The following is a 21,822-nucleotide window of genomic DNA, read 5'->3' on the forward strand; positions in this document are numbered from 1 at the left end:
GAAGTTGTTAGAATTGGTTAGATGACCAAACGTAAAATATTATTGATTTTTTAAGGGTTTATTACGCATGAATAGCGCTGAAATCATGGCCGATCTCTCCACTCACACTCCAATGATGCAGCAATATCTCAAGGTTAAAAAAGACTATCAACATGCGTTGCTGTTTTATCGTATGGGCGACTTTTATGAACTATTCTTTGAAGATGCCCATTTAGCAGCTAAACTTTTAGGTATTACCTTAACCCATCGTGGTAAAGCAAACGGCAACCCGATTCCAATGGCAGGCGTTCCCTATCATTCAGCCGAAGGTTATCTTGCACGTCTTGTCAAAGCTGGGCGAACTGTAGCCATTTGCGAACAAGTGGGAGAAGTGACAGGTAAGGGCCCGGTTGATCGTAAAGTTGTTCGTATTCTTACACCTGGTACTTTAACTGATGATGCATTACTCAGCAGTTATCAATCGTCTAATCTCGTTTCATTATGCATCCATCAAAACCAGATTGGTTTCGCGTTACTCGACTTAAGTGCAGGCATTTTTAAAGTACAACAACAAGATTACAAGCCAGAACAATTACCTATTGAGCTTGCACGTTTAATGCCAAGTGAAATCTTGATTGATGAAGACTTGGTCGACACAAATATTATTGAGCAAATTAAAAAACACTTAGAATGCCCTGTTACCAAACGTCCAAATGTAGACTTCAATCTAAATAACGCACAAAAAACTTTATGTGACCAGTTTACGGTATCAACGCTTTCAGGTTTTGGTTTAGACCCATTACCGTTAGCTAAAGCTGCTGCCGCTGCACTCATTCACTATGCAAAAGAAACCCAAAAAACTGCATTACCACATATTCGTTCAATTCAGCTTGAGCAAAGTACAGACTTTATCGCGCTCGACCCAATCACGCGCCGTAACCTAGAAATTATCGAGCCACTATTTGAACATGGCACCTCATTATTCCAACTGGTAAATGATTGCCAAACTGCAATGGGTGGTCGTTTATTAAGCCGCACACTCATGCAACCTGTTCGTGATACAGCCTTACTCGATGCTCGTTTAGATGCGATTGAGCAACTCATTCAAGGCTACCATGAAAGCCCTGTTCGTTTAGTGCTTAAAGAAATTGGCGATATTGAACGTGTGCTTAGCCGTGTAGCATTGGGCAGTGCACGACCACGCGATTTAGTGCAACTTCGTCATGCATGTGCACAAATTCCAGCTTTAAGAACGGCGTTAAATCCAGTTATTCAAGCGAAAAAATCTAAGTTATTAGTTCAACTTGATCAAGAACTTGGAGATTTTAAAGCGCTTCATCAACATTTGATGGCAGCTATTGTTGAAAATCCGCCAGTATTACTTCGTGATGGCAATGTAATTGCAGAAGGATATGATGCTGATCTCGATGAATTACGCCAAATTCGCGATCATGCAGGTCAATTCCTGATTGATTTAGAAATCAAAGAACGCGAGCGCACAGGTATTAACACCCTTAAAATCGGCTATAACCGTGTAAGCGGTTACTACATCGAATTGACTCGTGCTCAAGCAGAACAAGCCCCTACTGACTATATTCGTCGTCAGACTTTAAAAAATGCTGAGCGCTACATTACGCCAGAGCTAAAAAGTTTTGAAGATAAAGTTCTGTCGAGTGAGTCGCGCGCATTAGCACGTGAAAAAGCATTATTCGAAGCTTTGCTTGAAAACCTTCGTGAAAATATTGCTCACTTACAAATGATGAGTTCAGCAATTGCTCAAATTGATGTGGTGGCAAACTTTGCTCATCAAGCACGTCTAAATAATTGGGCACGTCCTGAATTTACCCCAGAAACGGGCATTAAAATTCAGGCGGGTCGTCACCCTGTGGTTGAAGCATTAAATAAAGCACCATTTACCCCAAATGATACTTTCCTTGATGCTCAGCACCGTATGGCAATTATTACCGGTCCAAATATGGGCGGTAAATCAACCTTCATGCGTCAAACAGCATTAATTAGTTTACTTGCTTATTGCGGTAGCTACGTTCCTGCTAAAGCAGCCAAGCTTGGTCCAATTGACCGAATTTTCACTCGTATTGGTTCAGCCGATGATTTATCTACGGGCAAATCAACCTTTATGGTTGAGATGACAGAAACTTCGCAAATTCTGCACCATGCCACCAATCAATCGCTTGTTTTAATGGATGAGGTGGGCCGCGGAACCAGTACCTATGATGGTTTATCATTAGCATGGGCATGTGTGGTCGATTTAACCAAGCGCGTAAAATGTTTATGTTTATTCGCCACTCATTATTTCGAGTTAACCGAACTGGGTAGTGAAGCAGGAATTGATAACTATCATGTTACGGCGCAAGAACTTAATGGCAATCTGATTTTATTGCATAAAGTTCAACAAGGCCCTGCAAGCCAAAGTCATGGTTTACAAGTCGCAAAATTAGCAGGCATTCCTGCCAACGTCATTAAAGAAGCACAGAAGCGTTTACGCATTTTGGAAAAACAGCAGCAGCAACATCTACAAACTAGTTTTCAAAATGATTTGTTTGCTCCACCAGATGCAAACTCTGGTTCACAAATCATAGAAAAAGTTGTCGAAATCGAAGTTTCATCCCCTGCTCTAGATTTACTTAAGCAAATTGAAGTCGATAACTTATCGCCTCGTCAGGCACTTGAACAACTCTATGAGCTGAAAGCTGCGCTGAAATCTTAATAAATCACGTCTGAATAAGCAGGCTTAGGTCTGCTTATTCATCTCGGAGAATAATATTTATATGATCTTAAGATCTTTGCAATATTCAGAAATCGATCTTATTTGGCAGCAGATTAGCCGCCGTGAATTAATTACTCAAAACTACATACAAAAACAGCAACATTTAGACTTAGTTGATTGTTTTTTTGATGTACAACATTGGGACTCATATCATCTAGAAAATGACCCACCTAAACTGAAACAGCTCTATGAACAAGGTTCAATATTTATCGGCGCATTTGATGCTTCTAAAAAGCTGGTTGGTGTGAGCGTGGTCTCAAATCAACTTATAACGGACTACCCGCAAGCGAAATTACTTCACTATTTCTATGTCGATGCAGACCAACAAGGTCAAGGCATTGGCACTAAGCTTATGCAAGCTGCAAAAGAGTCCGCCAAGCAACTCGGAGCAAAGCAACTGTATATTTCAGCAACCCCAAGTCGGCGCACTGTAGACTTCTATATGAAGCATGGAGCACAACCTTTAAGTGCTCCAGATCAACAACTTTGGCAGCTCGAACCTGAAGATATTCATTTACTGTGTAAGGTTTAGCTCTAAATATTTAAAGATTTTCAGCTCCAAAAGCTGAAAATCAGAATTTGTAAAAGAAAAAATGAAAAGTTAAGGTATTTATTAAAATAGATGCCTTGACTTAAATGACATCTAAACAATTAAATAAAATAATTTTTAAGTTATTGTTTTATAAAATATATTATTATTTTAGTTTTATAGACAAGCAGTTCATAAGACTGAAAGATTTGTTTGATTATCAACATATTAACTTATCTTCATATGCATGAATAAAGAATATCAATAAAAGCAATTGTTTGTTTACCCCTTTTTTGCCTAAAATAAGCTATTCGAAATGAAACCATATTTTTTAGGTAGCTGTCGCCATGACCTTTGTTGTCACTGAAAATTGTATTAAATGTAAATACCAAGATTGCGTAGAAGTTTGTCCTGTTGACTGTTTCTACGAAGGTCCGAATTTCCTAGTGATTAATCCGGATGAATGTATTGACTGTGCATTATGTGAACCAGAGTGCCCGGCAAATGCAATTTTCTCTGAAGATGAGTTACCAGAAGGTCAGGAAGTATTTATTGAATTAAATGCTGATCTTTCTCAAAAATGGCCTAATATTACACAAATTGGTGATCAACCAGCTGACCGTGAAGAATGGAACGGCAAACCTGATAAATTACAATATCTTGAAAAGTAATTTCAAAAAAGATCAGCAACCGCTGATCTTTTTTATACCCTATTCAAACATTTCATTGCAAATTCCTCGTAATTTGTGCACTGTTTTGCATTAAAATAGCCGCAATATTTATAAGTGCTTAATTTTTCTTATGCGGAAGTTTTTGCAGAGTCTGGTGCCCTTATGCATAATCCCAGCGGTTATGGTAGGTTGTGTCAGCTCTCCCCAACACACAACAACAGGCAAAACCTCTCCAAGTGGTAAACGAATCTTTATTCCACAAGAGCGCGTTATTATCGAGCGCCCGATCCCCCCTAAAGTTGAGCCTGCGTCTTATCGAGGCTGGTTAAGTTCTGGTGAAAATTACCAACGTGTTCGTGAATACGAAAATTTCTTAACCCGAAACAACGTCGCAGGCATTGTGCCAAGTTTTGAGTTATTACGCTCAGCACGTGATTGGCAAAAATGTGGACGCTCAGAATATGCCGTGCCTAATCGCGAACTTTGGGGCAACTCTTTATCGACCCTACGCGTATTTAAATATTTAGTTGCAGCAAAAGTTCTGACCGACTTTGAAGTAACCTCGGTTTACCGTGACTTACCTTTAAATGAATGTGCTGGTGGCGCAAGCTCATCTAAACATTTATTTAACTCGGCAATCGATTTCCGTATTGGCCCTGAGTTCCCACAAGCTCAAGATTATGCATTTATTGAAAATACCAAATTTAAACTTTGTCAGTTCTGGGCTCAGCATGGCCAAAGCTTAAATATGGGTATTGGATTGTATAGCTCCGGGCAAATTCATATTGATACTCAAGGCTATCGTACTTGGGGACCAGACCTCACCCGAAACAGTTCGATGTGTAATTTCTAATTCAAAAAACTCCTTTCAACTGAAAGGAGTTTTTTTATTGGTCATTTCTCAATCAACCAAAATTTCTTGAAACGAAGATTTTTGCACTCTATGCATAAACGTTTAAAATAGCCCGATCAACATATAGGTAAATTTGATTATGCAGCAGATGTGGACAGACATTGACCAATATATCGATTCACATTTAATTCCTGAAGACCCGCGACTCGAATATGCATTAAAGAATACCGATGAACACGGCTTTTCAAATCATCTTGCAGTGGCGCCTAACCAAGGTATGTTCTTGCAGATGCTTATTCAAATGAATAAATGCAAACGAGTCTTAGAAATTGGTACCTTTGCTGCATACAGTACCATCTGGTTGGGTCGTGCTTTACCTGAAGATGGTTATTTACTCACAATTGAAGGCCGTGCTACTCATGCAGAAATGGCTCAAAAAAATATCGATCATGCTAACCTTCCAGTAAAAGTCGATCTTAGAGCTGGCCGCGCCGCTGATATTCTGTCTGAAATTGATCCTCAATCCATCGAGCCTTTTGATTTTATTTTTATTGATGCAGATAAACAGGGTTATCCTGAATATTTAGAATTGAGTCTGAAATTCTCTAGATCGGGTACGATTATCGTGCTGGATAATGTGATTCGCGCAGGTGATATTTTAAATCCTGACAATAAAAAACCGAGTATTGAAGGCATCCGTGAAATGTTTAAAGCGCTCGAAAATCACCCACAAATATTGTCTTGTACAGCCTTACAAACAGTCGGCTCAAAAGGCCATGATGGCTTCGCAATTGCAATTGTGAAATAATGGTTAAAAAATCATCTTTTTTATTTTATTATTTATAATCAATAAATTACTTTTCTTACTGTTGCTTTTCCATATAGTTATCCACAAGATTTGCGGATAACTATATGGAAATCTCATCATTTAGCCACAAGTAACGGTACAGTCGCGTTTCGGAATATGGTTGTCGCAATACTTCCTAAGAAGAATTGATGAATCTTGCTATGACTAAATGCCCCAAGCACAATAATTTGAATACCGTGTTCTTGTTGGTACTCTAAAATATTTTGTGCAACATCACCATAGCGATATACGGTCACAACATCAATGCCCGCTTGTTTCAGGTAATGCTCAGGTTCATTTAATATTTCTGGATGATCACCTACATATACCAAATGACATTGCAGTGTTCGCAATAAATCACTTTGCGCAATACGGCGCATCATTTTTTGACAAGTTGGTGAATATTCATAAGCAAAGATAAAACGGGTTGGTACTTTAAAGTTCTCACCAATAGTCAAAACTGTACAGTTAGCACCACGGATAAAGTTCTCAACATTACTACCGATTGGTTTCTGTTTCTCGGCAGCCCGCTCCCCAACTCGACCTAAAATGACAATGTCATTTTCATGCAAGAGATTAAAACTTTGCTCTAAAAAATCGCCTTTTTCTTGAATTTTTGAACTCGTAATTCCGTGTTTTTCTTGAATAAGATCAGAAATGTGACGGAGTAAATTATTGCTATAGTCTAAAGCGAGTTCACTTTGTTTTTGTTCCAGCTCAGCTAACTCTTTTAGCAGCATTGCATTGCTTTCAAAGCCAATTACCCCACTAATTTCACCAAGATGATAACTGGCTGGGTAATAATCTAGAATTTGTAATAATACAAGTTCCCGTCCGGTTGCTTTAGCAACCCATGCTGCTGCATCGGCAATAGCATTAATACACGGTGATGAGTCAATACACGCAATAACACGGTTCATGTTAGCCTCTCTTCTTCAGGTCTATTGCCTTGGAGATTATTCTTAAAACTTAGCTTTAACTTAACATAGATAAAAATTGGTATGTTAAGGTTTATGTATAAAAATCAACTTTTTTGTTTAAAGATCAAACATTTTATTACATTCTTAAGACTGCATTATTCTCTTAACCGAATAAATTTTGCGGGATTTCCACCAACAATATGGTAAGGCTCAACATCTTTGGTCACCATACTATTCATCCCGACTACGGCATGTTTTCCTATTTTAATACCGTCTTTAATACCTACATGTGCCCCCAACCAAACGTCCTGCTCAACTTCAATTCCTTTAGAAGTGACAGGCTGTTGGTAAAGTGGACGGTCTAACTGCATCCCATGATCAAATGCATATAAATGACAATATGCTGCAATACGAACTTGGTCATGCAATTTTATGCCAGCTCGCCCACCATCTAAAATACAATGATGATTTATCGCGACCTCATTACCAATTTCAAGGGGTCCATGCAGACTACAATCTGCTGCGATAAAGCAATTATCACCAATAATAATTTTGCGTCCCGGCTCAGCAAAAATATGTGCTAGCGGTGAAATAAAACAGTTTTCACCAATCTCAACGGTTTCCATATCCATCAAATAAGCTTGATATTCTTTTTGCCATTCTTCGGCCCAAGCACGATGTTTCGGTTTTAAAGTCCAATATAACCATGGCATATAGTTTAAGCGGTGCTTGTGTTGCTCACGATATTTCAATAAGGAATCAGTCATCAGTTAATTCCTCTTCAATTTTTAACTCTTCACGACCACGCGTTACGTCTCTAAGTTTTAAAGCAAGCGGTTCAATTTGATGTATTTGTAGCCTTGCTTCGATATCTACACCCGTTGCAGTGTAGGTTTCCTGATATTCAATTTGTTGTTGAGTAAGCTCATATTGAAATATCGCCCACTCATTAAAGTGACAAGAAAAGTAAATCGTTTTCTTTGCAATGAGTTCAATACGCTCAGCCAAAAGCAAACATTGCCCAGCACAGCCTCCATATGCTCTAACAAGGCCGCCTGTTCCAAGTTTTATTCCACCATACCAGCGGTTAACCATCACAATAATATTCGTCAGGTCATTCCCTTCAATGGTCGCCAAAATTGGACGGCCTGCTGTTCCTGACGGTTCGCCGTCATCATTAAAGCGTACGTTATACCCAATTTTCCAAGCCCAACATTGGTGAGTTGTAGAGATGTCTTTATTGAGTTCTAAAAATTCTTTAACTTGCTGTTCATTTTCTACTGGCGCAGCGATAGCCTGAAATCTGCTTTTTTTAATTTCTTCTTCAAATGTAATCTGTGATGCGATCGTAAAAGCCATAAATTAAATAAAGCATAATAAAGATCAAATTATAACGTGAATTTAATAGAATCAAACCTATAAAAAAGCCCCGAATCTCGGGGCTTTTTTTATTATCTTTCTCGTAACGCTTCTTTCGCTTTATTAAATGGTTTAAGTAAGTAATCCAGTACTGTTTTTTCACCCGTACGAATATCTACTGTTGCCACCATACCCGGTGTAATACCAAAAGCCTTACCTTCTTTATTATAAAGCTTGTCAGAATCAGTTCGGATATAAACACGATAATAGAATTGATCTTGTTTCACTTCATCACGAATTGTATCTGGTGAGATAACCGTAACCTTTCCTTTTAAACCACCATAAATTGAGTAGTCATAGGCAGTAATCTTAACCAATGCTTCTTGTCCCGGACGAATAAATGCAATGTCACGCGGCAAAATACGCGCTTCAATAAGCAACTGCTCATCAATCGGTACAATCGTCATCAATTTACCGTTCTGTGGAATAACACCACCATGGGTTGTGACTGCAATTTCTTTTACGACACCACGAACCGGTGCTTTGAACACCGCACGATCTAAGCTGTCACTACGACCCAGCACAATTTGTTGCTGCGTTTCACTATCCGTATTTGCTTTCGATAACTCTTCACGAGCCTTAACATAATACTGATTCTGCGCATCATTCATTTTGTTTCTAAGGTCATTTGCTTCACGACGTAAACGTAAAACTTCAACCTCACTTGCCGCACCTTTAGCAACCAAAGGCTCCGTCATTGCCAGTTCTTGTTGCACCAGTTGCAAAGCCTGTTTTAAACCTGAAAGTGTTTGCTCAAGATCAGCACGACGTGAGCGATAGAGCGCTGTTTCTTCTAGTACAAGTTTTGGTTCTTTCATCACAATTTCAGGAAAAACCAATGGCGTACCGTTTACTTCCGCACGCAAACGCGCTGCTGTCGCCTGAGCTGAAATGAGTAAAGATCTTGATTCACCCACATTAGATGCAAAACGGGTTGGATCTAGTTGCGCAAGAATTTCACCTTTTTGAACAATGTCGCCTTCTTGTACATTGAGCTTGGTTAAAATACCGCCCTCTAAAGACTGAATCACCTGTTCTTTAGATGATGGAATCACTTTACCCGTACCGGTAGAAACTTCTTCAAGTTTAAATACCCATGCCCAGATAAAGAAAATAACTAAACCAATCCCCACAATCCAGATCACTAAGCTGGCACGTGGTAAAGGTGGCTCACTATAAGAGACATTCATTGAACGGGTGAGTTGTTGTTCTTGTTGTGGTTCGCTCATGAATTACCCCCTTGCACTTGTTTTTGTTGGGCTGTTGATTGATTAAGGACCTGATCTCTTGGACCATCCATCACGATTTTGCCATCGTTAACGACAATAATACGGTCCACCAGTTCTAAAACAGCTCGGCGGTGAGTCGCAACGACCAAGGTCCGATGCGCCAGCCATCCTTTTAAATGATCAATCAGTTGTTTCTCTGCCACATCATCAATGGCTGCTGTTGGTTCGTCTAACAATAAAATGTTAGGTTGACGAATCAATAAACGAGCCAATAACAACGCTTGTTTCTGACCACCTGAGAAACCAACGCCACCCTCTAAAATCAGGTGATCTAATCCTTCTTTTTTCTCTTGGACAAAAGGTAAAGCACCCGTCACCACTAAAGCCCGAAGAATTTCTTCATCGGTTGCAAGCGGAGCACCTAAAGTAAGGTTCTCACGAATCGTGCCGTAGAAAAGATACGCATTCTGGTTAAGTAAACCCATATCACGACGTACATCGGATGGATCAATTAAAGACAGATCCAGACCATCTAAATGTACAGAACCTTGAGTTGGGACTTGCATGCCCGATAAAAGCTGAAGCAGTGTCGATTTACCAGCACCATTACGCCCCAGAATTGCAATTTTTTCACCAGCGCGAATTTTTAAATGACGGATTGCCAAACTTGGTCTTGGGTCTTCTTCTCCATATTGGAACAAGGCATTTTTTAGTTCGTAGTCGCCATTTAAAGCAGCTTTATGTACCAGATGTGAACGGTCAGCCTGATCAATCGGACGTTGCATAAGCTCATCTAAACTTTGTTTTGCAACTTTCGCTTGCTGTAAACGTCCTAGAACACCTGTAATCTGTGCAATCGGACCTAACATGCGTGAAGATAAAATTGAACAAGCCACTAACGCACCTGTAGTCATTTCACCATCCATCACCGCAAAACATCCTACTAAAACTACGATCGCATAGGTCAAACCCTGAAGCATTTGAGTCCATGCCATTAAGGTGCCAACGATTTTACGCTGTCTCATACCAATGTCGGCTGAAACTTCATTCATGTGGTTCCACTGGTTTTGGAAGCGTGATTCAGCACGTAAAAGCTTGATGTCTTCAATGCCCTGCACCGCTTCGACAAGAATGGCGTTACGAATTGAAGATTCTCTCATACCCTCTTGTGCGAGTTGAGCTAGCTTCTTCTGTGCCAGAATCCCCGGCAAAAGCATAAGTGGTACAACCAGCAACATCACCCAAAACAATTTTCCGCCAATAATCGCAAAGATTGTCAGGAACAGGAAAAAGAATGGGAAATCGGCAATTGCACTAATGGTGGTTGAAGTCACCAGTTCACGCACACCTTCAAGCTCACGAATTTGGGAAATAAAACTACCTGTAGACTTTGAGCGGTCTTTATTTTTGATGCGCAAGGCATGACCAAATACACGGTCTGAAACCCGTAAATCCGCGCGTTTACCAATAATATCGGATAAGTACACGCGTGATATACGTAAGGTAAACTCAAAAAGCGCTGCAATGAGCACACCGCCTGCCAGCACCCATAAAGTCGGGATAGACTGTGATGGAACAACGCGGTCATAGACTTGCATTGAGAAAATAATGGTTGCCAGTGCCAAAATATTGGCAATCAGTGAAGCAAACATAATATCAACGTAGCGCTTCCAGTCTCTGAGTACAATTGACCAGAACCAGCTTGCTTCATACGGTTTGATATATTCGTCAATACGCGCATCGGGAATAGAAGTTTCAGGACGCAGAATATAGACATTCTTAATTGTCGTTTTTAAGACGTCCAAGCTTAAATTTTGGGAAAGGCCATGATCTCCACTCAACTGGATACTGACGTTTCCTTGAGTATCAGCTTTATCAACAACACCAACCTGTCCGTCGTTAAACTCGACCATAACAGGCAGGCGCCACGGATTCAGTACCTCTAAAGAAAAAGGTACTTTACGTAAATTTAGTCCAACCTGACGTGTAATGAGCTGTAAAACATCATCAAGGTTTTGATTCTGGTTCCAATCAAGTTGTAAACGGATTCTTTCTTCTGAAGGCTCAATTCGGTAATGTTTAGCAATCGTTAAGACCGCCTGTAACCAGGGCTGGTAATTTATTTTTGTCATCATGGTTGTACTTCGAACCCCTGAATTGAAATATTATTTAAGTCATAAGCTTGGCGGGAACGTCCTGTTGCCGAAATGTACTGAACAATACTGTTATAGATATCGTAACGTGCCGTCTCGAGTTCTGAGTTAGCACTATGAATGGCTTGTTCTGCGTTCAGTAAGTCAACCAATGAACGTGTACCAAGCTTGTACTGCTCTTGATAAAGTTCACGTGTACGAACTGTAGTGGCTTGGCGATTTGCTAAAACCAACATTTGACGTTGTTTATTTTCAATTTGTTCACGGCTGGTTCTAATTTGGTCGAGAACGTCCAGATAAACTGAATTGACTTTAGACTTTGCTGCTTCTTCGGCATAACTTGCCATCTTCACCTGAGAAGAAACTGCCCCACCTTGATAAAACTGACTGCTTGCTTCAAGCATGACTGAACTATATAGACCGTCGTCTTTATCATTGTTTGGGTTTCTGCCATTGATGGCTTGACTCAAAGAACCTTTAACCGACAAAGTTGGATAACGTGTTAAACGAGTCTGTTCCTTTTGTGCTTTAGCGACTTCAACACTGGCTTGAGCCGCGATCATTTTTGGAATGGTATTAAACTCAGGTTCGCCATATAAATCAGATTGTTTCACCAAATCATCTGAAATAATCCAACCCGTGCGCGAGACATCTGCACCCAATAATGTTCTTAAATGTTGTTGGTACTGACGCAATAATGATTGCTGTGCAATCAAACCAGACTGGGCAGCTTGTAAATAAGACTGAGCTTGAATCGGGTCAGCCTGACTACTAATACCCGCATTTGCACGTAAATTAGCGATTTCCTGAATTCGCTGAATACCCGCAATTTGCTGCTCGGCAATTTTATTTAATTGAAGATAGCGCTGAATATTGATGATCGACTGCGCAACGTCAAGTGCAATATCATCAATGCTGACCAGCACATTGGCCTGTTCAACCTGAACCTTGGCTTGCTCAACATCTACACCTGATTTAACTTTACCAAAATCATAGAGCATTTGAGTCGCATTTAAGGTCAATAACTGCCTACCACGCTCACCACTAGTCAAGTCACCTGTAGTGATACCACCTGAAAGCTGTGGATAATAACCAGCCTTAGCGTAATCAATACCTGCGTTTTGGCCAGCTAAAGTAGAAATGGCTTGAGAAATATCAGGGTTACGCTGGATTGCGATTTTCACCGCTTCCTGCAAAGTCATTTTGCTTGATGGCAAACTTGAATAAGATCCAGCCGATCGATCATTGAGTTGAACAGTCGGAAACTCCTGAACTCTAGAACGATCTAACTTAAAATTACTCAGCTCTTGCATCTTGGCAACTTTAAATTCATCACTACTTTTTGGGGCAAAAAGCTGTGATAAGTTGTCTTTTAAGGTGTGATATTGCTCACTTGGTTTAGCAGCATATATCACCATAGGTACATGCAATGAAGTTAAAAGCATCAACCCTTTCAGGAAAGCTGGCTTTTTACATGTCCTTGTTACTCTTCTCTGGTTATATCCAATCATGCTTGTCTTGTTGATCTTGTTTGTTATCGTTTAAAAGCTTTTACATTCTACATATTTTTTTGCATAAAGAAGCATAATTGCAGGAATAATTCACACATTATAGTTCTATTAATTAAACTAGTTAAATCATTGTTTTTAAAAACTAAATATAAAAAAACTAAAAAGAGGCATTGACCTCTTTTTAGACAAATAGATTAACTTTGTTATTTAAACTGTGAAATCGTCACCTAAGTAGACTTTACGAACTTGCTCGTTATCCAGAATTTCTTGTGGTGTACCTTCTGCAATTACAGCCCCTTCACTCACAATATATGCACGTTCACAAATTGCTAAAGTTTCACGTACGTTATGGTCAGTAATGAGCACACCAATACCACGATCCTTCAAATTCTGGATAATATCTTTAATATCTCCAACCGAGATTGGGTCAACACCGGCAAATGGTTCATCAAGCAACATAAATTTAGGATCAGCAGCTAATGCACGTGCAATTTCAGCACGGCGGCGTTCACCACCAGACACGCTCATTCCTAATGAATCTTTAATATGACTAATTTTAAAGTCATTTAATAATTCAGTAAGACGTTGCTGGCGTTGTTGCTTATTTAAGTCCTTACGTGTTTCTAAAATGGACATAATATTTTCAGCAATGGTCAGCTTTCTAAAAATAGAAGCCTCTTGCGGAAGATATCCAATGCCCTTACGTGCCCGTTCATGCATTGCCAAATCGGACATATCAAGATCATCAAGGTGAATTTCACCTTTGTCCATACGCACTAGCCCTACAACCATATAGAAGCTTGTTGTTTTTCCTGCACCGTTAGGGCCAAGCAAACCAACAATCTGTCCACTTTGCATACTAAAAGATACGTCTTTGACGACCCAACGCTTACTATAGTTTTTTCCTAAGTGCTTAATACACAAAGTTTGGGGTTGTTGAAGAGCTTGTTGCATTAGTCACGCGCTCCTGGAAAGCTTTTTGAACTTGATGGTGGAATAATAATCTGCACACGATTTGATGATGAACCTTGAGCTTCAACATCACCTTTGTTCATACTATATTTCAATGAGTTACCACGAATACTAGAACCATCTTGATATAAATATGCACCACCATTCAATGTAATAATGCCCGTATCTGCATTATAAACAATGGTTTGTCCTTCACCGCGTGCCACGCCCTTATCAGCACTTATTTGTTGCTGAAACTTAGATGGACGGCCTTTAGCAGTAATGGTTTGGATTTCACGCTTAGAGTTTAACGTAGCAACAATCGAATCGGCTTGAAGCTTCATCGTACCTTGCTCAATCACGACATTACCTGTGTAAGTCGTCAAACCAGTTTTTTCGTTATAAGTTGCACGGTCTGCCACGAGTGAAATTTGTTGATTACGGTCAGACGGCAACGCAAAAGTCGAAGCTGATGATAAAGCAACGAATGTAATAACCGCAGCTTGTTTTAGGAAAGCTGAAGAACGTTTTAAATTAAGACTTTGGTGCATACTTTCCTCGAATATTAAAAAATTCGTACTGACCGTTGTTCAAATTGGCTTTTAATCCTTTGCTGACAAAGTCGGCTTGTGGAGACTGTACAATCACTTGATGATCCGTTTCAATCTCTCTGGTCTTTGGATAACCAGTTAACTCATCGGTTTTGAATTCAATTTTCCCTTGTGGAGCAAGTTTAGTTGCGACCACATCACCCGATAATATAACTTTACGATTATCATCATAGCCATTTGCCTGTTTCGCAAAGAATGTCGCATCAACCTTGCCATCTTTATACATAGAGGCATTAAGTTGATCCAACTTTGATGTTTTTTGTTGCATATCCTGTTCAAGCTGACGAACTTCAGCACGAATATACAAATTGCCTTGATCATCAGTTTGAGTCAAATGGACGCCCTGCGCCGAATATGTCATATTCTTCGCAGAACCAATGTCTAGTTTTTTTGCTTTGCCACTATAGTAGTAATAACCACCACTTATAGCAGCAATAACTACAGCAACAATAGATAAAACTCTGGTATCCATGAGCAGGAATAGCCTACCTTTTTAAGTAATCTTATTATTAATGCGGTACTGCAAGATATTTTTCAAGAAGTTCTTGGTAAATGCCTTTTGCGATCAGCAACATATCACAGACTTCACGTACAGCACCACGTCCACCCATCGACTGGGTAACCAAATGCGCACGGCGACGCACTTCTTCATGACCATTTGGCACAGTGACACTCATTCCTGCGATTGCAAAAGCTGATAAATCAGGCCAGTCATCACCCATATACAAGCAATCGGAAGGCAAAATATTAAACTGTGCACAAGCTTCACGTAACGCAGAACCTTTGTCTTCACGACCTTGAAAAACGAGGTCTACGCCTAAATCAGACATACGTTTTTCAACAATATTACTTTTTCGGCCTGTAATAATGATGACTTTCATGCCTGCTTGCTGCACAAGTTTCATGCCTAAACCATCACGAATATCGAATGATTTAATCTCATCACCACTATTGGTTAAAGTTACAAAGCCATCACTCAAAATACCATCTACGTCCAGAACTAATGCCTGTAAGTGACGTGCTTGTTCTAACAATGCATAAGATGCCATTGATTAATTTACCCCTGCCTGAATAAGGTCATGCATACTAATTACACCAATCACTTTATTTTGGTCATCAACCACAACAAATTGACTAATTTTTTTCAGGTTAAGCTGTTGTAAAGCTTCTACCGCACGTGCTTCTTGAGAAATAGTTGAAGGTTTTTTTGTCATTACTTCAGAAACAGGTAAATTCACATCGAAACCTTGCTGTTTATCAATTAAACGACGCAAGTCACCATCGGTGAAAATACCAAGCAAATGTTCCTGTTCATCTACAATCGTGGTCAAGCCTAAACGCTTATTAGAAATTTCATAAAGCACTTGATTCATTGGCGTATCTGGGGAAACTTTTGGTAATTCATCGCCTGTATGCATGAGGTGTTTTACATGTAAAAGTAAACGCTTACCCAATGCTCCAGCAGGATGCGAACGAGCAAAATCATCTGCAGTAAAACCACGCGCTTCAAGTAAAGCAACAGCCAGCGCATCACCCAATACTAAGGTTGCAGTCGTGCTCGATGTTGGAGCCAAACCTAGTGGGCATGCTTCATCAGACTCACCTAAAGTTAAAGCGATGTCGGCATTTTGAGGCATTGGCCCTTTATCAGTACGGCTAATGGTAATAAGAGGTACACCAAGATGTTTGATGAGTGGCATCAACATCATGATTTCATCACTTTTTCCAGAATTGGAAATCGCAATTAAAACGTCACCACGAACCAGCATTCCCAAATCGCCATGCCCAGCTTCGCCCGGATGCATAAAGAAAGAAGGTGTACCAGTTGAAGCAAAAGTCGCAGCCATTTTACGGCCAATATGCCCTGACTTACCCATGCCAGTAATCACAACACGGCCTTTACACTGTAACAATATTTCACAAGCCTGATTAAAACTGTCATTAATTTGTGTTGCTAACACGTCTAGGGCTTGCTGCTCAATACGCAAGGTTGCTAATGCGCTGCTTTGGAAATCTGTAGGATTAGGCATACGAGTTTGACTCAAAATAATTGATCTGATCTCTTATGAAGATCGGTGATTTTAATCAAAAGATTTGGGGGCATTCTAACATAACTCAATCATCTACACGTTTTTAAATGTATAGGATTTAATTAAACATGGAGAAAAAACTGGTTCTTATTTCAACTTAGTTAAAGAAGACTTATCAAAGAATCTTATTTCCCCGTATTTATTACCAATCTATCTGAATATGTCGAATTTCTTTATCTGTATAAGCAATAACATTTGCCTGACCCGATTTCCCTGACAAAGACATGCTCGAAACGTAATATTGAAAATTGGAACCAAGTTGTTGCCGAGCTAATTCTTTAGCCTTCTGCTCTGACTCTTTGCCTACAATAGTAAGCATTCCCAGCATAAATATTAAAAAAACAGAACCAAAGAAATAAGCTGAACTCTTTGTAGTTGCATACCCCGCTTCAGCAAACAATTTCAGCACTTCTGGAGTCGAAAGTTGACGATAGATCCATATAAGTAAAGAGAAAAATATCACTACAATAAAAAATGTAATTAGCGCAGATAATATATTGAGTTTAATTTGTATTTTTAATAAATCGAAAGGCATGATCAATATCATCCCAATAGCTCCTCCCACCAATATAATAGAGAAGAATAAACTGAACCATCTTGTTAATCGTGCAGTTTTTACACTACCCTTTAGAAGGAGAATTCCAATAATTACAGCAAATATATTGAATGATGATGAGTAACTAATCTTACTTATTATCGAGTAGATCATTAAAATAATATCTAGAACACCTATTGTAAGGAGCGCAATACCAGCCTTTTTAAAAGGGTTACTTGCATGATTCATATAAATTTTCTTATTCATTAAAAACTTTCTGCATCTTCACCTATAACGAATCATTTTTCAAATAACGATACTTATCTCAGCATCTTTTTTACTGATAACTTTATGAAATATGGTGTATACGTTATGATGGATGACGATTTTTTTAGAGTGTTTGAAAACCCTTATGCAACCGTTTGTTTTATATAACTCTGAGCAACGAAAAAAAGTTGAATTTGTACCTCGCAAAGAAGGTCACATCGATATGTACGTCTGCGGTATGACCGTTTACGATTACTGTCATATCGGGCATGCTCGAGTTATGGTTGCATTTGACTACATTATTCGTTTCTTACGTAGCCAAGGCTGGAATGTTCGCTATATTCGCAACATTACCGATATTGACGACAAAATTATTAAACGCGCGAATGAAAATGGTGAAACCATTCAGCAGCTCACTACTCGTTTCATTGATGCAATGAACGAAGATGCAGCTAATTTAGGCTGTGCTGCACCAGATGAAGCACCTAAAGCGACTGAATATATTGATCAGATGCAAAACATGATTGGCAATCTGGTCAATAAAGGCTCTGCTTACCCTGCTGCAAACGGTGATGTATATTTTGAAGTCACCAAATTCGAAAAATATGGTCGCCTCTCTGGCCGTAAGCTTGATGATATGCAAGCTGGCGCAAGTGAGCGTGTTGACGTAGAAGTTGAAAAGAAACATCCATTTGACTTTGTACTTTGGAAACATGCCAAAGAAAATGAACCATCTTGGGCATCACCTTGGGGTAATGGCCGTCCGGGTTGGCACATTGAATGTTCTGCAATGTCGACTTGCTGCCTAGGCAATCACTTTGACATTCATGGTGGTGGTTCAGATTTAATGTTTCCACATCATGAAAATGAAATTGCGCAAAGTGAAGCGTCAACTGGCGAACAATATGTAAATTACTGGATGCATGTTGGCTTCATTAACGTTGATGGTGAAAAGATGTCTAAATCTTTAGGCAACTTCTTTACTATTCGTGACGTGATGGAAAAATTCCACCCTGAAGTGATCCGCTACTTTATTGTGTCTTCACACTATCGTAGTCCTGTGAATTTCTCTGATGTGGCACTTAAAGAAGCAAAAACTTCTTTAACTCGTTTCTATCATTCATTTAAAGCTTACCAACAAGTGTACGGTCAAACGACAACTGAAACGCTTGATCAAAGCTTTATTGAACGCTTTAACAATGCAATGTGTGATGATTTCAATACTGCTGAAGCAATGGCGGTATTGTTTGAACTGAACAAAGAGTTGAACCGTGCTGTAAAAGAAGAGCAAGCTGACCAAGCGACTGTGCTTTATTCAACTTTACGTCACCTCACCAACATTTTAGGTTTGGTACAACACAATGTAGATGATTTCTTAAAATCAGATATTGGACAAGAAGCGCTTACTTTGTCTGATGCTGAAATTGAAGATTTCATTCAACAACGTGTTGATGCGAAAAAAGCAAAAGACTTTGCTAAAGCAGATGGTATTCGTCAGTCTTTGCTCGACCAAGGTGTTGTATTAGAAGATACGCGTCAAGGTACAGTTTGGCGTCGTGCTGATTAAATGTTCAATTAAATCACAAGAGTGTTGACACTTTAGTGAAACACTCTATAATGTGCTCACATTGCGGGAATAGCTCAGTTGGTAGAGCATAACCTTGCCAAGGTTGGGGTCGCGAGTTCGAGTCTCGTTTCCCGCTCCAAAATTTAAAAACCACTTAATTCGAAAGAATTAGGTGGTTTTTTTATTGTCTGGTATTTAGCTTTGACTAGTAAAAATTCCTATTAAAAAAGCATTATATTCCGCTGAAACACCCCCCTCTTTACTGGCTAAATTTCCAATATCAATACGAGATGAGTCTTATATAACTTATTAGTAGACGAAAACATGTGACTACGGCAGAGTTCGCCCCAACTATACTAACTTTAAAGATGACAAAATAATTATAGTTTAAATTTTATTTAATAATGGATATTTTCAGAACTAAAACCAAATGTTAAAGTATGTAAATTCCGACTTTCAAATAAGTGATTTAAAACAGGTAATTTGGTTATCGTTGTAGGCGCCAAGAAAAACGAAAGTAATTTCCAAGAAATTGAATGTAAAAAGCAACGGTATGTATTTAGAACCATTAAACCTTAAAAGTCATGAAAAATTAAGGCTCAAGGTGAAGGCAGTAAATTAGTTGGAAAGTTGTTTGAGTATATAGGAACGTATAAAATAGGAGCTAATATGTCATTTCAAATATTGAATTATCCCTTTGCTAATAAAAATATAGAATTAAGTCGTGAAAATAATTTAATAGGAAACAATCATTGTTTCACTATATTAACGGGTAAAAATGGTATTGGCAAAAGTAGATTATTAGTAAGTATTGTTTCCAATTATTTAAAAGAAAAAAATTCAAATGAACTTTTAAGCACAAAAGAACCATGCAAAATTATTGCTATTTCAAATATTAAAACTGATAAGTTTCCGTTCAAAAGAAATAAATCAGAAAAATATTATTATTTCGGAAATAAAAGCAATCATCCCTATCAAAGCACTGATAAATATTCTATTTTTAAAAACTTACTTATTAACCCTCAAATTAACGAACAAAGCGTATCTCAAACATTTAATTATCTTGGGTTTAGCTCAACTATTAGAATATCTTTATCTTTTGCAAGAGTTACTTACATCAACAACTCCAATCAAATTGAAAAATACTTAGAATTATTTGAAATATATAGTGATTTTTTTGATAATTTTTTACCTCCCCCTCTTTTTAACAAATTTGTTGATATATTTCATGAAGCTAGAAAATTCAAGTCAGATTCATATTACAAATATAATTCTAATGAATTTTTAGAAAAAAATGAAATTAGCATAGACTATAATGTAAGAACTTTTAAGAAAAATATATTACCTGATAGAGTTATTGATCCAATAAAGGAAAGCTTAAAGCCAAATGAAATATTACTTTTAAATTGTTTATATAAATTACATTCATCAGGTGAAAATATAACCCCTGAACTATTTAGTAAAATTGTTGATACTACTATTTTTAACTTGGAATTTATTAAAAAAAGTTTGACTATATATCATGATTTTAAACATCAAAATGAATTAGAGATTTTTAATGATATTTTATTCCTCTTAAGTTTTGACTTAGCACTAATAACTGATTTAAAATTATTCCCTAATGATTCAGACAAATACATAAAATTCAATGATTTAAGCTCCGGACAACAATCTCTTTTCAATATTTTATTAGGTCTTTCAGGTGTAATTGAGGATAACTCACTTATTTGTATCGATGAACCAGAAGTAAACTTACATCCTGAATGGCAAAATGAGTTCATCTTAAAATTACAAAATATATTCAATTGTTTTCATGGATGTCACTTTATTATAGCCACGCACTCTCCACAAATAGTCTCTGGTTTAACATCACCAAACGGCTTTGTAGTTGATTTAGAGAATAACATTACTTATTCTGCTGTAAGTCAATCAAAACGATCTGCTGATTTTCAATTAGCTAAAATATTTAATAGTCCTGGTTACAACAATGAATATATTATTAAAATTTGTTTATTCTTATTGTCAAAGATTAAAGACCAAAGAACTTTTGATGAATCAGACATAAAAAGCCTTAAGGAATTAAAGAGTTTTCAATCCTCGATGAAGCTTGATGATCCTGTTTATTATCTTGTTAAAGAAGTTATTTCTTTATCCGAGGTCTAATAATGCAAAGATTTAATTTTTCTGAGCTAGAATTGAAGTATATAAATGATTTTGATTTAAATGATAAAACTTATTGGGATAATACTAATGAATTAATGACCTCGATAAGAAAAAAGATCCGTGATCACTATCTTTCATCTCAAAATTATCAATGTTGTTATTGCAAAATGACAAAACAAGAAGATCATGGATTAGTCTGGGATATTGAGCATATTCTTCCTAAAATACTATATCCTCAATTCACATTTGAACCTCTAAATTTAGCCGTATCATGCAAAGAGTGTAACAGAGCAAAATGGAATAAAGATGTAGTAGAAAAATCTTCCAATTTAAGCAATAAATATTTAAAAAACTCAAGGGATATTACAATTGTACATCCCCATTTAGACAAATATGAAGATCATATTCAAGTTATTAGATATGGGGAAAATAGGATTTTTCATACTACAATAAATGATAGTATTAAAGGTAGTAATACTTTTCATGCATGTAATCTTATGCGTTTTCTACAGAGCGCATTTGACCCCAATAAACAATTTAAAAGAGATTTGTATATGCACATTGATACAGCAATCAAAGAAACAGTTGAAGAAAATACAACAGCCCAAGAAATGAGTGCAATTATAAAGACTGCTGTATATACAGCTATTAGATAGATTTAAATAAGAAAACAAGTACTTTGATACTTAAATTAATATTTCACTGAGAACCCCATACAACCCTTTATAAATTATTGGGT

Annotated in this window: 20 protein-coding genes and 1 tRNA gene; 9 read left to right on the forward strand and 12 right to left on the reverse strand. The window is 37.9% G+C overall.

The genetic code is table 11. The features are described from left to right. Positions 1-67: 67 nt before the first annotated feature. The 5 genes from mutS to QLG01_RS18600 all read left to right on the forward strand — a co-directional run bounded on the left by mutS (position 68) and on the right by QLG01_RS18600 (position 5,628). Positions 68-2,707, forward strand: a complete 2,640-nt coding sequence (mutS, locus tag QLG01_RS18580; protein WP_282497147.1) for a DNA mismatch repair protein MutS — start codon at positions 68-70, stop codon at positions 2,705-2,707. A gap of 61 nt (positions 2,708-2,768) precedes the next feature. Beyond that, entirely contained in the window at positions 2,769-3,299 is a 531-nt protein-coding gene (locus QLG01_RS18585; RefSeq protein ID WP_282497148.1) for a GNAT family N-acetyltransferase, read from the forward strand. A 344-nt stretch (positions 3,300-3,643) separates the two neighbouring features. Then, positions 3,644-3,967: a ferredoxin FdxA gene (gene fdxA, locus QLG01_RS18590; protein ID WP_003650851.1), complete on the forward strand. Its 324-nt coding sequence runs from the start codon at positions 3,644-3,646 to the stop codon at positions 3,965-3,967. Between the two features lie 130 nt (positions 3,968-4,097). Continuing rightward, complete coding sequence (locus tag QLG01_RS18595) at positions 4,098-4,820, forward strand: D-Ala-D-Ala carboxypeptidase family metallohydrolase (RefSeq protein WP_174746768.1); 723 nt, start codon at positions 4,098-4,100, stop codon at positions 4,818-4,820. A 139-nt stretch (positions 4,821-4,959) separates the two neighbouring features. After that, complete coding sequence (locus tag QLG01_RS18600; RefSeq protein ID WP_199944780.1) at positions 4,960-5,628, forward strand: O-methyltransferase; 669 nt, start codon at positions 4,960-4,962, stop codon at positions 5,626-5,628. Between the two features lie 116 nt (positions 5,629-5,744). Here the strand turns inward: QLG01_RS18600 and QLG01_RS18605 are convergent, their stop codons facing one another. The 12 genes from QLG01_RS18605 to QLG01_RS18660 form a co-directional block, all read right to left on the reverse strand. Further along, complete coding sequence (locus QLG01_RS18605) at positions 5,745-6,587, reverse strand: universal stress protein (RefSeq protein ID WP_005303762.1); 843 nt, start codon at positions 6,585-6,587, stop codon at positions 5,745-5,747. Positions 6,588-6,742: 155 nt separating this feature from the next. After that, positions 6,743-7,354 (reverse strand): chloramphenicol acetyltransferase CAT, encoded by a 612-nt coding sequence (locus QLG01_RS18610; protein WP_005303760.1) that lies wholly within the window; start codon positions 7,352-7,354, stop codon positions 6,743-6,745. Then, on the reverse strand, positions 7,347-7,946 hold the full coding sequence (locus QLG01_RS18615) for a YigZ family protein (protein WP_282497149.1): 600 nt from the start codon (positions 7,944-7,946) through the stop codon (positions 7,347-7,349). Before QLG01_RS18615 ends, QLG01_RS18610 begins: the two co-directional genes overlap by 8 nt. 92 nt (positions 7,947-8,038) lie before the next feature. Beyond that, positions 8,039-9,235, reverse strand: coding sequence for an HlyD family efflux transporter periplasmic adaptor subunit (locus tag QLG01_RS18620; RefSeq protein ID WP_013198415.1), 1,197 nt, complete (start codon positions 9,233-9,235; stop codon positions 8,039-8,041). Next, a complete protein-coding gene (locus QLG01_RS18625) occupies positions 9,232-11,370 on the reverse strand; it encodes a type I secretion system permease/ATPase (RefSeq protein WP_013198416.1) in 2,139 nt (712 codons plus the stop codon). The genes QLG01_RS18620 and QLG01_RS18625 overlap by 4 nt, the downstream gene beginning before the upstream one ends. Beyond that, complete coding sequence (locus tag QLG01_RS18630) at positions 11,367-12,833, reverse strand: TolC family outer membrane protein (RefSeq protein ID WP_192833678.1); 1,467 nt, start codon at positions 12,831-12,833, stop codon at positions 11,367-11,369. The genes QLG01_RS18625 and QLG01_RS18630 overlap by 4 nt, the downstream gene beginning before the upstream one ends. A gap of 273 nt (positions 12,834-13,106) precedes the next feature. Beyond that, on the reverse strand, positions 13,107-13,853 hold the full coding sequence (lptB, locus tag QLG01_RS18635; protein WP_107881577.1) for an LPS export ABC transporter ATP-binding protein: 747 nt from the start codon (positions 13,851-13,853) through the stop codon (positions 13,107-13,109). Further along, positions 13,853-14,401 carry a lipopolysaccharide transport periplasmic protein LptA gene (lptA, locus tag QLG01_RS18640; RefSeq protein ID WP_013198418.1) on the reverse strand — a complete coding sequence of 183 codons (549 nt, stop codon included), beginning with the start codon at positions 14,399-14,401 and terminating at the stop codon, positions 13,853-13,855. Before lptA ends, lptB begins: the two co-directional genes overlap by 1 nt. Further along, positions 14,385-14,933, reverse strand: coding sequence for an LPS export ABC transporter periplasmic protein LptC (lptC, locus tag QLG01_RS18645; RefSeq protein ID WP_013198419.1), 549 nt, complete (start codon positions 14,931-14,933; stop codon positions 14,385-14,387). The genes lptA and lptC overlap by 17 nt, the downstream gene beginning before the upstream one ends. A gap of 37 nt (positions 14,934-14,970) precedes the next feature. Next, positions 14,971-15,510 (reverse strand): HAD-IIIA family hydrolase, encoded by a 540-nt coding sequence (locus QLG01_RS18650; RefSeq protein ID WP_004793423.1) that lies wholly within the window; start codon positions 15,508-15,510, stop codon positions 14,971-14,973. Between the two features lie 3 nt (positions 15,511-15,513). Further along, positions 15,514-16,491: a KpsF/GutQ family sugar-phosphate isomerase gene (locus tag QLG01_RS18655; protein ID WP_013198420.1), complete on the reverse strand. Its 978-nt coding sequence runs from the start codon at positions 16,489-16,491 to the stop codon at positions 15,514-15,516. A gap of 202 nt (positions 16,492-16,693) precedes the next feature. Beyond that, positions 16,694-17,335, reverse strand: a complete 642-nt coding sequence (locus QLG01_RS18660; RefSeq protein WP_228275393.1) for a hypothetical protein — start codon at positions 17,333-17,335, stop codon at positions 16,694-16,696. 163 nt (positions 17,336-17,498) lie between these two features. On the opposite strand from QLG01_RS18660, the gene cysS reads away from it, so the two are divergent. The 4 genes from cysS (at position 17,499) to QLG01_RS18680 (ending at position 21,739) form a co-directional block, all read left to right on the forward strand. Further along, a complete protein-coding gene (cysS, locus tag QLG01_RS18665; protein ID WP_111854818.1) occupies positions 17,499-18,920 on the forward strand; it encodes a cysteine--tRNA ligase in 1,422 nt (473 codons plus the stop codon). Between the two features lie 63 nt (positions 18,921-18,983). Further along, positions 18,984-19,059: transfer RNA gene (locus QLG01_RS18670), tRNA-Gly, on the forward strand. Positions 19,060-19,589: 530 nt separating this feature from the next. After that, entirely contained in the window at positions 19,590-21,083 is a 1,494-nt protein-coding gene (locus tag QLG01_RS18675; protein WP_282497150.1) for an AAA family ATPase, read from the forward strand. Positions 21,084-21,085: 2 nt separating this feature from the next. After that, positions 21,086-21,739: a hypothetical protein gene (locus QLG01_RS18680; RefSeq protein ID WP_068936275.1), complete on the forward strand. Its 654-nt coding sequence runs from the start codon at positions 21,086-21,088 to the stop codon at positions 21,737-21,739. Positions 21,740-21,822 lie beyond the last annotated feature (83 nt).

Origin of the sequence: Acinetobacter sp. V89_4, assembly GCF_029967875.1 — a bacterium.
Taxonomy (GTDB): domain Bacteria; phylum Pseudomonadota; class Gammaproteobacteria; order Pseudomonadales; family Moraxellaceae; genus Acinetobacter; species Acinetobacter oleivorans.

Excerpts from the sequence above, each read along its gene's own strand:
- mutS (WP_282497147.1), top strand. The coding sequence starts at position 68 with ATGAATAGCGCTGAAATCATGGCCGATCTCTCCACTCACACTCCAATG.
- QLG01_RS18585 (WP_282497148.1), top strand. The coding sequence starts at position 2,769 with ATGATCTTAAGATCTTTGCAATATTCAGAAATCGATCTTATTTGGCAG.
- fdxA (WP_003650851.1), top strand. The coding sequence starts at position 3,644 with ATGACCTTTGTTGTCACTGAAAATTGTATTAAATGTAAATACCAAGAT.
- QLG01_RS18595 (WP_174746768.1), top strand. The coding sequence starts at position 4,098 with ATGCGGAAGTTTTTGCAGAGTCTGGTGCCCTTATGCATAATCCCAGCG.
- QLG01_RS18600 (WP_199944780.1), top strand. The coding sequence starts at position 4,960 with ATGCAGCAGATGTGGACAGACATTGACCAATATATCGATTCACATTTA.
- QLG01_RS18605 (WP_005303762.1), bottom strand. The coding sequence starts at position 6,587 with ATGAACCGTGTTATTGCGTGTATTGACTCATCACCGTGTATTAATGCT.
- QLG01_RS18610 (WP_005303760.1), bottom strand. The coding sequence starts at position 7,354 with ATGACTGATTCCTTATTGAAATATCGTGAGCAACACAAGCACCGCTTA.
- QLG01_RS18615 (WP_282497149.1), bottom strand. The coding sequence starts at position 7,946 with ATGGCTTTTACGATCGCATCACAGATTACATTTGAAGAAGAAATTAAA.
- QLG01_RS18620 (WP_013198415.1), bottom strand. The coding sequence starts at position 9,235 with ATGAGCGAACCACAACAAGAACAACAACTCACCCGTTCAATGAATGTC.
- QLG01_RS18625 (WP_013198416.1), bottom strand. The coding sequence starts at position 11,370 with ATGATGACAAAAATAAATTACCAGCCCTGGTTACAGGCGGTCTTAACG.
- QLG01_RS18630 (WP_192833678.1), bottom strand. The coding sequence starts at position 12,833 with ATGCTTTTAACTTCATTGCATGTACCTATGGTGATATATGCTGCTAAA.
- lptB (WP_107881577.1), bottom strand. The coding sequence starts at position 13,853 with ATGCAACAAGCTCTTCAACAACCCCAAACTTTGTGTATTAAGCACTTA.
- lptA (WP_013198418.1), bottom strand. The coding sequence starts at position 14,401 with ATGCACCAAAGTCTTAATTTAAAACGTTCTTCAGCTTTCCTAAAACAA.
- lptC (WP_013198419.1), bottom strand. The coding sequence starts at position 14,933 with ATGGATACCAGAGTTTTATCTATTGTTGCTGTAGTTATTGCTGCTATA.
- QLG01_RS18650 (WP_004793423.1), bottom strand. The coding sequence starts at position 15,510 with ATGGCATCTTATGCATTGTTAGAACAAGCACGTCACTTACAGGCATTA.
- QLG01_RS18655 (WP_013198420.1), bottom strand. The coding sequence starts at position 16,491 with ATGCCTAATCCTACAGATTTCCAAAGCAGCGCATTAGCAACCTTGCGT.
- QLG01_RS18660 (WP_228275393.1), bottom strand. The coding sequence starts at position 17,335 with ATGAATCATGCAAGTAACCCTTTTAAAAAGGCTGGTATTGCGCTCCTT.
- cysS (WP_111854818.1), top strand. The coding sequence starts at position 17,499 with ATGCAACCGTTTGTTTTATATAACTCTGAGCAACGAAAAAAAGTTGAA.
- QLG01_RS18675 (WP_282497150.1), top strand. The coding sequence starts at position 19,590 with ATGTCATTTCAAATATTGAATTATCCCTTTGCTAATAAAAATATAGAA.
- QLG01_RS18680 (WP_068936275.1), top strand. The coding sequence starts at position 21,086 with ATGCAAAGATTTAATTTTTCTGAGCTAGAATTGAAGTATATAAATGAT.